This is a genomic window from Stenotrophomonas sp. SMYL8 (genome assembly GCF_036320065.1).
GTDB lineage: Bacteria > Pseudomonadota > Gammaproteobacteria > Xanthomonadales > Xanthomonadaceae > Stenotrophomonas > Stenotrophomonas maltophilia_A.
Map to the genome: position 1 here is coordinate 8,397 of NZ_JAWIRR010000015.1, position 13,987 is coordinate 22,383.

The 13,987-nt window shown below is 64.0% G+C and carries 10 protein-coding genes; 5 read left to right on the plus strand and 5 right to left on the minus strand.

Going from position 1 to position 13,987, the window contains the following annotated elements:
• Positions 1 to 114: 114 nt before the first annotated feature.
• Positions 115 to 573 carry a GNAT family N-acetyltransferase gene (locus tag V3B25_RS13125; RefSeq protein WP_049422732.1) on the plus strand — a complete coding sequence of 153 codons (459 nt, stop codon included), beginning with the start codon at positions 115 to 117 and terminating at the stop codon, positions 571 to 573.
• Positions 574 to 701: 128 nt separating this feature from the next.
• Here V3B25_RS13125 and V3B25_RS13130 read toward each other — a convergent pair whose 3' ends face one another.
• Both V3B25_RS13130 and V3B25_RS13135 read right to left on the minus strand, forming a co-directional pair.
• Positions 702 to 1,076 (minus strand): hypothetical protein, encoded by a 375-nt coding sequence (locus V3B25_RS13130; RefSeq protein ID WP_049422733.1) that lies wholly within the window; start codon positions 1,074 to 1,076, stop codon positions 702 to 704.
• A 10-nt stretch (positions 1,077 to 1,086) separates the two neighbouring features.
• Positions 1,087 to 1,986, minus strand: a complete 900-nt coding sequence (locus V3B25_RS13135; RefSeq protein WP_152905240.1) for a hypothetical protein — start codon at positions 1,984 to 1,986, stop codon at positions 1,087 to 1,089.
• Positions 1,987 to 2,222: 236 nt separating this feature from the next.
• Here V3B25_RS13135 and V3B25_RS13140 point away from each other — a divergent pair, with 236 nt between their 5' ends.
• Positions 2,223 to 2,510 (plus strand): hypothetical protein, encoded by a 288-nt coding sequence (locus V3B25_RS13140; RefSeq protein ID WP_239669963.1) that lies wholly within the window; start codon positions 2,223 to 2,225, stop codon positions 2,508 to 2,510.
• Between the two features lie 115 nt (positions 2,511 to 2,625).
• On the opposite strand, the gene V3B25_RS13145 is transcribed toward V3B25_RS13140, so the two are convergent.
• The 3 genes from V3B25_RS13145 to V3B25_RS13155 all read right to left on the minus strand — a co-directional run bounded on the left by V3B25_RS13145 (position 2,626) and on the right by V3B25_RS13155 (position 8,288).
• Positions 2,626 to 6,210, minus strand: coding sequence for an ABC transporter permease subunit (locus V3B25_RS13145; RefSeq protein ID WP_329810823.1), 3,585 nt, complete (start codon positions 6,208 to 6,210; stop codon positions 2,626 to 2,628).
• A 12-nt stretch (positions 6,211 to 6,222) separates the two neighbouring features.
• Positions 6,223 to 7,125 (minus strand): ABC transporter ATP-binding protein, encoded by a 903-nt coding sequence (locus tag V3B25_RS13150; protein WP_024956967.1) that lies wholly within the window; start codon positions 7,123 to 7,125, stop codon positions 6,223 to 6,225.
• A gap of 131 nt (positions 7,126 to 7,256) precedes the next feature.
• Positions 7,257 to 8,288, minus strand: coding sequence for a LacI family DNA-binding transcriptional regulator (locus tag V3B25_RS13155; RefSeq protein ID WP_107433648.1), 1,032 nt, complete (start codon positions 8,286 to 8,288; stop codon positions 7,257 to 7,259).
• A 258-nt stretch (positions 8,289 to 8,546) separates the two neighbouring features.
• Here V3B25_RS13155 and V3B25_RS13160 point away from each other — a divergent pair, with 258 nt between their 5' ends.
• The 3 genes from V3B25_RS13160 (at position 8,547) to V3B25_RS13170 (ending at position 12,679) form a co-directional block, all read left to right on the plus strand.
• Entirely contained in the window at positions 8,547 to 10,685 is a 2,139-nt protein-coding gene (locus tag V3B25_RS13160; RefSeq protein ID WP_235202901.1) for a type I secretion system permease/ATPase, read from the plus strand.
• Positions 10,686 to 10,715: 30 nt separating this feature from the next.
• Positions 10,716 to 12,110, plus strand: a complete 1,395-nt coding sequence (locus tag V3B25_RS13165; RefSeq protein ID WP_049422738.1) for an HlyD family type I secretion periplasmic adaptor subunit — start codon at positions 10,716 to 10,718, stop codon at positions 12,108 to 12,110.
• 119 nt (positions 12,111 to 12,229) lie between these two features.
• On the plus strand, positions 12,230 to 12,679 hold the full coding sequence (locus V3B25_RS13170) for a hypothetical protein (RefSeq protein ID WP_138927384.1): 450 nt from the start codon (positions 12,230 to 12,232) through the stop codon (positions 12,677 to 12,679).
• The last annotated feature ends 1,308 nt before the right edge of the window (positions 12,680 to 13,987 follow it).

Below are 13,987 nucleotides of genomic sequence, written 5' to 3' on the forward strand. Positions count from 1 at the left end.
CCGCCCCCCCGCTATTTTGGTCGTGTCGCCCCTGGCCCTCCGCCCTTTCGCACAGTGCCAGATCAGTCGAGCATGGCTCGACTCTACAGAACGCTTCCCCATCGAGGCATTGCCATGGAATTCAGGGTATTACCCGCCGGCGCACCGGGACGGCAGCAGTTGGCCCGGTGGTACCACGCCGAATGGGGCCGCGACGCCGGCCTGTCGCTGGAACAGGAACTGCAGCGGCTGAACACACCTCAGGACGCCGAGGGTTTCCCGCACCTGATCGCCGCCTTCGATGGCGGCCAGGTGGTCGGTGCCGTGCAGCTCAAGCGCCGGGAAATGCAGGCCTTCCCGCAGTACGAGCATTGGCTGGGCAGCGTGTTCGTGGCCGATAGTCATCGCGGGCGTGGGCTGGCTGGCGCGCTGGTCGAACAGGCCGCGGCGCAGGCGGTGCGGATGGGCGTTTCCGAACTGTACCTGCAGACCGAATCGTTGGATGGCGGCCTGTACGCGCGGCTGGGCTGGAAGCCGCTGCAGGAAGCCGACAACCGCAGCTATCGCGTGCTGGTGATGGTGCGTTCGCTGTAGGAGAAGTGCCCTGGTGCTTCGTCCAGGCGGTGAGCTGGATGTGCCGGTTGAATGAGCTTGGGAGCTCCGGCTCACTGCTGTCGGAAAAGGGGCGACCTCAGGGCTTGGAGACTTCGGACATCGCATGCTCAATCGGCAGCCAGGTTGCCCGCGACGAGGACAGCGTTGTGTCGTACATCGTCACGCTCGATGTATCGCAGGAGGTCCTGTGCGAGAACGCGTTTGCTGATTGTTGCCAAACGCTCATTGTCCGCATCCGATTTTGCCGATGAGCTGGCTGAGAGCAACAGCATGTTAACGATGTGGGATGAGATTCTGGACTGCAGTTCAGCCTGGGATCTTGCTTCACCATCCTCGTCGAAAAGCATGTGGATGGACATCGCAAGATCATCGCTGTACTGCTGCTTCAGACTGGGTAGTCCATGGGTGATGTGAAAGGCTCCCAGAAGCGAGAACGCAATGGCGACCAGGGAATGCGATCCCAACTGCAACCATATCTTCATGACGGAACTCCTAGCGGGGACGGACCCATTCGCAGCGGTCCAGCTTTCCGTTTATCGATCCGCATCGGTAATAGCCGCCACTAAAGTTGTAGCGGATCTCACGTGGCCAATCCCCCTTGTCGATATCAATATCAATCTGTCCCCCATTCCTGATGGTGTCTGATTCAGGCAATGCCTGGCCAAAAACATCCCTGGCGGTGTCTTTGATCAGTCGAGCCGCCCCTCTTGCCATTGGATTGATCTGCCAGCAAGCGGTGTCGCCGTTGTCCATCAGCAGGCAGCCGCCAACGCCTCTCCCGAAGAAGTACTCGAGCGACCGGAAGAGTGAGCCAATGAGGTTTCCATTGATCTGCCCGTGTTGCCAGGCTGGATTGTTTGCGGTGTGCGCGATTCGGATAGCATCGTCCACTGCGGGGATGAACTGGTTTGCGACATGCAGGCTTGAGAAGTAGCCGCTGTCGTTTACGGGTTTTATGAACACCCATTCTTTCGACATGCGGACGATCGCTTCAAGCTGAAGTCGTTCGCCGTCTGCCAGGCCCTGTGAACTGCTATCGAAGTCACCTTGCCCATACCGGGTCAACACCGGTTGGCTCGGTAGGCGCCAGCTTGGAACGTTGATGTCGGCAGCGACTCCCAGATCGCCCTGGGAAGGGGCCTGGTGGAGGCGTCTGGGAACCTCGCCAGGAGGAATGTAGTTGACGGTGACGTAAAGCGCTTGGGCGGTGTTGGGGTTGACCACGAGGTAGGCCTCCCAGCCACGACGGAACCCATGAGCCATCTCGCCAGCGGATTCGTATTGCCAGGATTGAGTGCAGTTGCCACAGGTGACTACCTGGACCGCGTGTGCCTCGAACGGGGAAAGCACGGAGCCTGCGAGAATCAAGGTGGCTGCAGAGATCATTTTCACAAAGTGGCTCCTTGGACGAGTGGGTGTACCTGCGGGTACACCTTCCTGATCCACGGTGTTCCCACGCATTCACCTTGCGCTTCGTGGCGACTGCCGCGTATCGGTATCCGCCGTGCGGTTCGTCAGAGATCCGAGGATCTTGATGTCAGGCATCCAATCTGACCCCTGCTGCACCCAATGTCAGTCAGCGTTATTCTGGAAGCGGACTTCATCTTCTGATGGCTGATAACGTGACCATGGCTGTACCCCGCCATTCCCGCTCCGCCCTGATCTTCCTGATCGCGGCGATCGTTGCCGCGTTGGTCTCCATGCCCCTGCTGCGCGCCCTGGGCATGGTGCTGTGGCCGGTGTTCGTCATTGCCTGGCTGATCAATCTGGGCGCGGCCTGGCATCTGGCCCAGTGGGCGCGCCAGCAGGGCCGTTCGGCGTGGGCATTCGGGTTGCCGGCGGCGCTCGGCACCGTCGCCTCGATCGTGGTCTATGTGCTGCTGGCGTTGCTGGGGCCGAAAGCCCCGGTGCACTGAATCTTCGCGGCTGTCGTGGACAATGTGCCGAGCATGGCTCGGCACTACAGTAAGGCCGAGCCAAGCCCGCAGGTGTTGCGTGGAGCGCCGGCGGACAGGCCGGCGCCCCGTTGCCTCACATCGTCACCTTGCGCCGGTTGTCATCGCTCACCCGGTCGATCAGCTTGTTGTAGGGATCGAAGCCTGCTTCATCCGGCTTTTCATCCACCGTCACCGTGATCTTCGGCTCGGCACTGGTGATGTGGTGGCGCTGCAGATACAGCACCTTCTGGTCGCGTTCCTTGCCGGAGGGCCCGTTGGCGAACACGCCGATCTCGACCCAGTCATCCATCGTGCCGTCGCTCTCCTTGCCCTTGCCATCGGCGTACTGCTTGGCGGCGTGCAGGTCCAGGGTCACCTCGTAGCGGCCGTCATCACGCTTGCGGGCGCTGGCGGCCATCACCCGGTTGTCGTAGAAGCTGATCTTCTCGAACAGGTCGGTGACCAGCTGCTGGCGGTCGGCCGGGGTTTCGGCCCGGATGTAGTCCAGCAGTTCGCGTGAGGTGGTGTACGGCGGTTGCTGATAGCCCTTGTCCTGCAGGAAGTGCTTCAACGCACGGTTCAGCGCCTGCTCGCCGATTTCCTCGCGCAGGCGGTAGAACACCAGCGAACCCTTCTGGTAGTGGATGTACTGCTGGTTTTCCACGCGCTCCAGCGGCTGCTCTTCGATGGCTTCGCCGCCGCGCCCGGAAAGGTAGCCGTCCAGCTCGCGCTTGAGGAACTGGCGCATGTGCTGGCGGCCGTACTCCTGCTCCATCACCATCAGCGCAGAGTACTGCGACAACGATTCGGAGAGCACCGTCGCGCCCTGCACGTTGGCACCGATCACCTGGTGCGCCCACCACTGGTGCGCGATCTCGTGCGCGGTCACGTAGAACACGTAGTCCACCTTGTCCGGATCGCGCAGGTCGGCGATGAAGCCGATGGCCTCGGAGTAGGGGATGGTGTTGGCGAACGACTGCGCGAAACGCGCATAGCCCGGGAACTCGATGATGCGTACCTGGCGGTGCTGGTAGGGCGTGAAGTTCGCTTCGTAGTAGGCCAGCGACTTCTGCACCGCTTCGATCATCCGGTCCACGTTGTAGCCGTGCGCCGGGTCGAAGTAGACCTCGATCGGGATGTCCTTGTACTTCGCCTTGCGCACCTCCCAGCGTGCCGACAGATAGGCGTAGAAGTTCAGCATCGGCCGATCCATGGCGTAGCTGAAGCAGCGGCGGCCATTCACCGTGGTCTCCTTCTGCAGGTAGCCCGGGGCCAGCGCCACCTGGTCCGGCGCGGTGCAGACCGTGGTGCGGAAATCGAGCCAGTCGGCGTCGTTGGAAATGTAGGTGTTGGCGCGCGCGGCTTCGTCTTCCAGCTTGGGCATGCGCCGCGGCTCACCCAGGCCGCGCTTGCGCCGCTCGTTGCGGTCGCTGATCTCGGCGCCTTCGTTGTAGCCGAACGACGGCAGTACGCGGCTGTTGAAGAACGTGCCGTTGTCGACGATGTTGCTCGGCGCCTGGCCGGCGGTGATGCCGTTGGGTTTCTGCACCACCCGGAAGTGGACGTTGCGGCTTTCACCCGGTTGCAGTGGCGCGGCCAGGCGGTAGATGCGGTAGCCGAGATCGGCGTCATGCATCGACAAGGTCTGCCCACCCAGGTCAGCCGCGACCAGCTGCTTGTCGTCGCCCATCGAGACATGCACGTCCTGGATCGGTACGGCATGCGTGTTGCGCACCGTCCAGTTCGCATCGATCACCATCGACTGCGATTCGGGGAACAGGTCCACGCGGTTGTCCACCGCCACGATGCGAGGCTGCGGCAAAGTGCGGTACTTCGACAGCTCGCGCTCGTAGCGGGCCTGCAGATCCAGCTGCTGGTCGGGCGAGATGAACTCGTTGCGGATGTTGGTGCTCCAGTAGAGCCAGCCGCCCACGCCGATGAAGGCCAAGGCCGCTACTCCAGCGAAGACGCCGGTCGGACCGCGCAGGCGGCGGCCGGCCAGGGCCAGTCGCTGGCGCAGCCCTTGGCTGACGCCACGCACCCAGAATGCCGATGCCAGGCACATCAACGTCAGCAGGAACAGGGCCCAGTAGCCCTGGAACGCCAGCTGCCCGGTCAGGAAGTGGCCGTAGCCGTTCATGTCCGAATAGGGCGCGTTGGGCCAGCTGCCGAAGTTGTACAGGTTCTGCGTGTAGTCGAGCAGGCCGAGCACACCCTGGCCGATCATCACCACGATCAGCAGTGCGTAGCCGACGAACTTGTTGTTGGTGAGCACCTGCAGCACCAGCGCCAGGCCGCCCATCAGGATGTAGACCACCGAATCCAGCGCCAGGCTGCGCAGGTACAGCAGCGGCTCAAGATGCGTGTAGCCCTTGGCCAGCTGCACGCCCATCGCCGCCAGCGCGCCGGCGGCCTGGAAGCAGACGATCACCGCCAGCAGTGCAGTGAACTTGGCCAGCAGCGGCACCCAGTTCGGCACCGGCATGGCATCGGTCACTTCATTGATGCGCGCGCTGCGTTCCTTCCAGACCAGCTCACCGGCGAAGAACAGCACGATGATCACCAGCAGCCAGCTGAAGGCGCCCTGCAAGCCCATGATCATCTGCGAGGTGACCGGCCAGATCGAGGTGCCGTACAGGGTCTGCCGGAACAGCGCGCTGGGCAGGAAGTTGGCCAGGCCCAGCACCAGCAGCACGATGAACGGCACGCTGCGCAGGACACCACGTGTATCGAAGCGGACCTGGCGCAGGAACTGCTGCCACGCCGTGGTGGTAGTGAACGCCGGTACCACGCGCGGCAGCGTTGCGCGGGTGGGGCGGACGGCGCCGGCATCGGCAACCGGTTGCGCCTGCCTGCGGCCCCAGCGCCGACGGCCACTGCCGCTGCGTTCGGTGCGGAACAGCGCGAAGGTGGCGGTGAACAGCGCGGCAGCCACGCCCAACCACAGGGCGCGATTGGCCAGCAGGTAACCGGCCAGCTCGGGAATCCCGTTGTTGCGTTCGGTGGTGGACCAGTAGCGGATCGTGCGGCCCAGTGCGCGCATGCCCAGCGGTTCGCTCAGCACCGCGATCCACGTGTTGTCGATGTCGCGCAGCAGGGCCGCGCTGGCGCCGTACAAGACCAGGTAGGCCACCAGGCCGATGTAGACCCACAGGATCGAGCGCGTCAGCGCCGCCAGCAGCGACAGCAGCGCGGTGGTGAACAGCAGGTTCGGAATGACGATGACCGCGAACGTCCACGCATAGCCCTGCCAGCTAATCGGGCCCATGCGCTCGGGATCGACCCACGGCATGAACGGCGCCAGCCACAGGCCGAACGCGATCAGGACGTAGACCAGCAGCCCGGCCGCCAAGGCGGCAGCGATGCGTCCGGCCAGGTAATCGCGGCGTTTCACCGGACTGGCGAAGATCAGTTCGGCGGTGCCGAGTTCGAAGTCACGCAACAGGGCGTTGCTGACGAACAGGGCGGTGACCAGCATTCCGAGCAGGGTGAAGATGCCCAGCATCTGCGCGATCACGGTGGGCGCGTTGCTGTGCACGTTGCCAGTGCCGCCACCGATCTGCACGGCGTCGCTGGAGGCGGCGGCGAAGGCGAGCAGGGCGAACAGCCCGGCCAGCAGCCACAGCAGCGGGGAACGCAGCTGCTCGCGCAGCTCGAAGCGGAAGAAGTTGAGGATCATGGCGTGCTCCGCTCAGGCTGCCGCGCGGGCACGGGCCTGCAGGCGCAGGCGCTGGAAGTACACGTCCTCGAGGTCGGGAGCTACGGCCGCAAAGCCGTCGCCGGGGTCGTTGGCGCTGTGCACGTGGATCACCGGGCGGCCACCGACCAGGCGGGTCGACAGCACCACGTAGCGCGCTTCGTGGTCGGCCAGTTCAGACGGATCGACCTGCTTGCGCCAGACCTGGTGCTGCAGGGCGTCGATGGCTTCGGCAGGACGGCCGGTCAGCAGCACCTGGCCCTTGTTCATGATCGCCATCGTCGGGCACAGATCGGTCACGTCCTCGACGATGTGGGTGGACAGGATCACCGCCACGTTCTCGCCGATGGCCGCCAGCAGATTGAGGAAGCGGTTGCGCTCTTCCGGGTCGAGGCCGGCGGTGGGTTCATCGACGATCACCAGCCGCGGGTCTCCCAGCAGCGCCTGGGCAATACCGAAGCGCTGGCGCATGCCGCCGGAGTAGGTGCCCAGCTTGCGTTTGCGGGCGTCCCACAGGTTCACCTGCTGCAGCAGCCCATCGACCACCTCGCGGCGCTGCGCGCGCTGGGTCAGGCCCTTGAGCACCGCGAAATGTTCCAGCAGGTCCAGCGCGCTGACTTTCGGGTACACGCCGAAATCCTGCGGCAGGTAGCCCAGCCGGCGGCGCACCGCGTCCTTGTCGCGCAGTACGTCGATCGGCGCCTCGCCTGGAATGGTGAGCGTCGCCGTGCCGCTGTCGGCCTCCTGCAGGGTGGACAGCGTACGCATCAGCGACGACTTGCCGGCGCCGTTGGGGCCGAGCAGGCCGAACATGCCGCGCGGGATGTCCAGGTTGACGTTGTTGAGGGCATGCACGCCGTTGGCGTACGTCTTGGACAGCGAATCGATCTTCAGCATGCGACGTACACCTTTCCATGGACGATGTCTGCGCGTTATCCGCGCATCAGCCTCCGTGCGCATCCGCCGTTGGTCATGGGGGGAGAATTCCGCCGTCGCACGTTGGGCCGGGGCGGGAGGCCTGGCGGCGCTTACCGGCGCAGCGACGATTCCCGCACCACCAGCTTCACCGGGATGCTCTGGCTCTCCACCGGCTGGCGACCGATCAGTGCCAGCAGGCGCTCCACCAGCAGCTGGCCGGCCTGCTTGGTGTCCTGCTGCACGGTGGTCAGCGCCGGGGATACCGAGGCCGCCAGCGGGATGTCGTCGAAGCCGGTCACCGCCACGTCCTGTGGCACCCGCAGGCCGGTCTCGCGCAGCGCGCGCATCGCGCCGATGGCGATCAGGTCGCTGGCGGCACAGATCGCATCGATCGGCTCACCGCGTGCCAGCAGCGCCTGGCAGGCTTCCTGGCCGGAAGCCTCGGTGGTGATCGCATCGTGCTGCAGCGCCGGTTCGGCGACCAGGCCGTGGTCCTGCAGGGCCGCGACATGGCCGCGGTAGCGCTCCTGGAATTCGGGGTAATGGCTGGAGGCATGGCCGAGGAAGGCGATGCGGCGGCAGCCCTGCTGCAGGAGGTGGGTGGTGATGTCATGCCCGCCCTGGAAGTTGTCGCTGCCGATCGATACACCGGGTTGGCCGGGCAGGGCGGCGCCCCAGCGTACGAAGTGCGTGCCCTGTTCGACCAGCCGCTGCAGGCGGTCGCGCGATTGGTGGTAGTCGCCGTAGCCGAGCAGGATGATGCCGTCGGCCTTGTTGCTGTCCTCGTAATCGGCCTGCCAGTCGGTGGACAGCTGCTGGAACGAGACCAGCAGGTCCTGCCCATGCAGGGCGCAGGCACGGGTGATCGAGCCCAGCATCGAGTGGAAGAACGGGTTGATCAGCGAGTCGTCGTTGGTCGGGTCCTCGAAGAACAGCAGGGCCAGCGTGCCGGCGTTGCGCAGGCGCAGGCTGGAGGCGTTCTTGTCGACCTTGTAGTTCAGTTCGCGGGCGATGCGCAGGATGCGCTCGCGGGTCTCGGCATTGACCATCGGGCTGCCTCGCAGGGCCCGCGACACGGTCGGCTGGGAGACCCCGGCCAGGTGGGCGATGTCCAGGGAGGTGGCTTTGCCTTTGATCGTCATGGGAACGGATAGGGAACGTGCAGCGATCATGATGCCATGAGGCTGGCCCTCTGCTTGCAGGTGCGCTCCTGTCTGGATGAACGGAGTTGATGTTAAAAAATGTGATCAATTTGTCACTTTGACCTGATTTGCACAAAAGCGCATTCAGCGGATGGACAGCTGCCATGGGATGGCCCTAGAGTCCGCGCACCAGGGGACAACAAGGCAGTTGACGTGGGCAGTAACGGATCAGGGATCGATCTGCAGGAGTCACTGTGCGTGGACGATGGAGGCGCGCTGGCGTGCTTCGTCGCCCTGTTGGGGTTTCTGGATCGGCCTGCCGACCCCGACCAGCTCCGGCACCAGCTGGGCCACCCCGAAGGCCGTATCGATACACAGGATCTGTTGCGCCTGGCCAAGCGGATGGACGTCAAAGCACGCGTGGTACAGGCGCGGGTAACCGCGCTGCGCGACCATCCGCTGCCCGCCATCGCCTGCCTGGCCGACGGGCGCTATACGCTCGTGCTCAAGGCTGACGCCGAGAACGTGTTGTGCTTCGACGCGGCGGCCGACGGACGCCCGGTCACGCTGTCCCTTGGCGAGTTCTCGCAGGAGTTCGATGGCCGCCTGTTGCTGATGACCACGCGTGAAAGCGTGGCCGGCGCCGTGAGGCGCTTCGATGTCGGTTGGTTCATTCCTGCCCTGGTGAAGTATCGCCGCCTGCTGCGTGACGTGTTGGTAGCCTCGTTCTTCCTGCAGTTGATGGCACTGATCACGCCGCTGTTCTTCCAGGTGGTGATCGACAAGGTACTGGTGCACAAAGGCATCACCACGCTGGAAGTGCTTGCCCTCGGCCTGCTGGTGGTTTCGGTGTTCGAAGTGCTGATGGGCGGACTGCGCACCTACCTGTTCTCGCACACCACCAGCCGCGTTGATGCCGAGCTGGGATCGAAGCTGTTCTCGCACCTCACGCATCTGCCACTGGCCTATTTCCAGGCGCGCCGGGTGGGCGATTCGGTGGCGCGCGTGCGCGAACTGGAAACCATCCGCGAGTTCCTCACCTCCTCGGCGCAGACGGTCGTGCTGGACCTGTTCTTCGCCATCGTGTTCCTGGCCGTGATGTGGCTGTACAGCCCTGCATTGCTGCTGATCGTACTGATCACGCTGCCGCTGTACGCGGTGGTGGTCATGGTGGTCGGGCCGATGCTGCGGCGCCGCCTGGATGAAAAGTTCGTGCGCGGTGCCGAAAACCAGTCGTTCCTGGTCGAAGCAGTGACCGGTGTGGAGACCATCAAGGCGCTGGCGGTCGAGCCGCAGGCGCAGAACCGCTGGGACAAGCAGCTGGCGGGTTACATCCAGGCCAGCTTCCGCGCCAGCATGCTGGCCAACTGGGGCTCGCAGGCGGTGCAGCTGATCCACAAGCTGGCCACCGTGGCACTCCTGTTCTTCGGCGCGCGGCTGGTGATTGACGGCAAGCTGACCGTGGGCGAACTGGTGGCGTTCAACATGCTTGCCGGGCAGGTTGCCGGGCCGGTGCTGCGCCTGGCGCAGTTGGCGCAGGACTTCCAGCAGGCGCGCATTGCCGTGGAGCGGCTGGGCGACATCCTCAACTCCCCTACCGAACCGGCCAGCTCACCCTCGCGTGCCAGCCTGCCGGCAGTGGATGGCCGCATCGCGCTGGAGCACGTGTCGTTCCGCTATCGGCCTGAGGGGCAGGAAGTGTTGTCGTCGGTCAGTCTGGAGATTGCTCCGGGTGAGATCCTCGGCGTGGTCGGGCCCTCGGGATCCGGCAAGTCGACCCTGACCAAGCTGATCCAGCGCCTGCACACCCCGGAGCGCGGCCGTGTGCTGGTGGATGGTGTCGATCTGTCCATGGTGGATCCGGCGTGGCTGCGGCGACAGGTGGGTGTGGTGTTGCAGGAAAACCTGCTGTTCAACCGCAGTGTGCGCGAGAACATCGCCATGGCCGACCCGGCGATGCCGATGAGCCGGGTGGTGGAAGTGGCCAAGCTGGCTGGCGCGCACGATTTCATCCTGGAGCTGCCCGAGGCCTACGACACGCGCATCGACGAGCGCGGGGGCAATCTCTCCGGCGGCCAACGGCAGCGCCTGGCGATCGCGCGTGCATTGGCGATCGATCCGAAGATCCTTATCTTCGATGAGGCGACTTCGGCGCTGGATGCGGAGAGCGAAGAGGTCATCCAGGACAACCTCAAGCGGATGTCCGCCGGCCGCACCGTGATCATCATCGCGCATCGTCTGTCGGCGGTACGCCAGGCCAACCGCATCGTGACCCTCGAACGTGGCCGCATCACCGAGACCGGCACGCACGAGGATCTGCTCCGCGCGGGAGGCCGTTACTCACTGCTCTACACCAAACAGATGGGCCTGCCCGCCGTGGCGGCCCCGCTGAACTGACCACTGCGGGCCCAGCCAAGGACAGCACGCATGTTGAAGGGACTGAGGCATCACCTGGGCATCCTGCGCGAGAGCCTGCGCGCAGAGCGTGCGCAGCCGGATCAACGGGATTCGGCCGCGCCGGACTTCCTGCCGGCGGCGCTGGAAATTCTGGAAAAGCCCCCGAACCCTATCGGCCGCACCGTTCTCTGGTTGCTGATCGCCTTCCTGGCCATCGCATTGGTCTGGTCGTGCCTTGGCCGCCTGGACATGGTTGCCGTGGCCGAAGGCAAGGTCATTCCGCGCGGCAACGTGAAGGTGATCCAGGCGGCGGATCAGGGCGTGGTCCGTGCGATCCATGTGGTCGAAGGGCAGTCGGTGAAGGCTGGCACGCCGCTGCTCGAACTGGATCCGACGGTCAGCCATGCCGAGGTCGAGCAGGCGCGCCAGGCGTTGCTGACCGCGCAGATCGATGTGGCACGGGCGCAGGCCGTGGTTGACCACGTTGCCGGCCGGGCCGGTCGGTTCATCGCACCGGAGGGAGCATCTGACAGCATCGTTGCCATCCAGCAGGCACTGGTGGCCGCCAAACAGCGCGAGTTCGATTCCACCGTGGGCGGCTTGCAGCAGGAGCGCAGCCAGCGCGATGGCGAGCACGGCATGATCCTGGCCGAGATCGCCAAGCTGGAAGAGCAGCTGCCGCTGGCTACAGACCAGCTGAACAAGCTGGAGGAGCTGAGCCGCGACAACTATGTGCCGCGACTGCAGGTGGCCGAAGTGAAGGAGCGTGTTGTCGGCATGCGCCAGGACCTGGCGATCCGACGCGAAGAGCAGCGCAAAGCGACCGCAGCGCAACTGGCGGCCAGCCAGCAGATGAGCAAGAGCCGCAGCGAGTTCGCACGTGAAGCACTGGACGCCCTGACCGAGGCCGAAGCGGCGCGCGCGCTGCGTGGCGAAGAATTGAAGAAGGCCCATGACAAGGCCGGGCACATGGTACTGCGCGCGCCGGTGACCGGCGTGGTGCAGCAGCTGCAGGTGCACACCATCGGCGGCGTGGTGAAGCCGGCAGATCCGCTGATGGTGCTGGTGCCGCACGACGGCGAACTGGTGGTCGATGCGATGCTGCCCAATCGTGATGCCGGCTTCGTCCGCGACGGCCAGTCGGTGGAGGTGAAGTTGGAGGCCTACCCGTTCACCCGCTACGGCGTGGTCGACGGAATCGTGGAGACCGTGGGCCATGATGCGGTGCAGACCGAGAAGGAAGGGCTACGCTACCCGGCGCGCGTGCGCCTGCTGAAGCCCTGGATCGAAGTGGATGGCCGGCGCCGCGCGCTGGCGCCAGGCTTGGCTGCCACGGCGGAGATCAAGACCGGTGATCGCCGCATCATTGAATACCTGCTGTCACCGCTGTCGCGGCGTGTTCAGGAGGCGGGGAGGGAGCGATGAAAAGCGGAGTTCGAGCCTCAAACGGCAACCCTGTACCTATGCGGGCTCTTGGTCTGATTCTCGCGCTGGTACTCCTCCCTTGGCATCTACAGGCACGAGATCACGCCTCCTTGAGGTCGGTGGACCTGCAGGAACGCCTGGTTGGACTGCTGGCCCGACAGGGCGGGGACCACTGGAAGGGCATCCCGCCGAGCACTCTGGAACAGGCGATGCGGGTCAGTTGGCGGCGTGGAGCAGGTTTGCCTTCTTCCGGCAGAGGGGAGGGGGTCACGGTCGAAGGCTGGTCTTTCTGGATGCACACCGAGTTTCGCAACGGTGGCTATCAAACGCGCCTCGACACCTACGTTGCCACGCCAGGGAGCACCTGCACCTTCAATGCCGATCAGTTTGCCCGGAGGCTCAAGGCCATCGGGATGGAGGGTGGGCCAGTCAGATCAACGCTGCTTCCCGAGACCTGGTACCTCGGTGCCAGAAACGTGGAGGTTGCGGTCAGGACATACACAAGCACTACCAATGGTCAGCGCCATCAGTGCGTTGAAACGATCAGCATCGGTCCCCGGGAGTTCTGAACATGCCATCGATCAACAACGAGCTTGAAGCCGTTCTGCAGAGCCTCCGTCAGAAGGGAGGGCAGTTCTCCAAGGCCGAGCAGACCATTAGGCGGACAATCGAGAGTTCACCCGAACTCATGATTCGCTTGAACGTATCCGCCAAGAATGGAACGCTGAAGGGAATCGAACTGCTTCCCTCCGGTGCGACAGAGGGAGGGCACTACAGCGCCGGGTCCGGAGTCATCCGTATAAGTCGCGATCGGTTCGTTGCTGGAGGTGAAGCTGCGTTGGACGCGCTGGCATTCGTGCTCGGCCATGAAACCGCGCATAGCATCTATCAAGTCGAGAACGCCAAAGCGCTCGAAACTTTCCGCCAGCAGGTATACGCACTCTCGGTCGTGAAGGGTGTCAGAGACTACACGCCCATCCTGGCTGCCTACCTCAAGGCTACTCGCGAAAACGAAGCGGTTGCGATGATCGGCGGATGGAACGCAGTCTGGGGACGAGCCGTACTCAATTCCAGCAATGGCATTGACCAGCAGTCGTTCTTGGCCAGGATGTATCAGGCGATGCCACCGGGATGCGTCATCAAGGAGCCCAATGGTAGTTACAAGCTCGCACAGGGCATCACCATGCGCGGCAACTACTCCATTGAGTCCAGCAGGAATTCGCCGAACATCGAGGGATTCGGAATCTGCTACTACGACGGTACCGGTGCGGGGCTCGGCCAATCCGGGGGGCTCGATTACCGGAACTACTACTTGGGTCCCCAATTGGAGTACATCATCGAAGCCGAGCTGCAGATGCAGCGGCTGATGCCGGCGGGAAACCAGCCTGGCGACGTTCGGATTGATCTTGAGGCGATAGGTGGCAACGAGGCGGTCCTTGAAGCAGACGGCCTGTACTTCAGCGGAAGAGATAGCCAGTTCATATTCTCTGATGGCCGGGGGCCATTGCGGGTCTTCAATAGAAAGGGTGATGCTTCGCAGAAGCCGCGAAGCCCTTCACAGATACAGCTCCCCGTTGACAGTGAAACCTTGCAACGAATCACCATGTCTGGGGGTTTGGGCGGGGCCATTGGCGGGGCAATAGCCTCTGCGCTGAAGATCAACGATCCACTGTGGAAGGTACTCGCTTCAGCCACGTTGAAGACGGTAGGCAAAAATCTGGGCGAGATTGCAGCCGCCGGTGGAACGAAGGTCGTGACCCGGGCGGGCGTCTTGGATCTGCTCTCTGATGTTCCGGACGAATTTCGAGTAAGCCTTCAGGGCGCCGCTGCTGGCACGGTTTCTGCCTATTTGACGGCTGAGCTGATCAGCTCGCTTG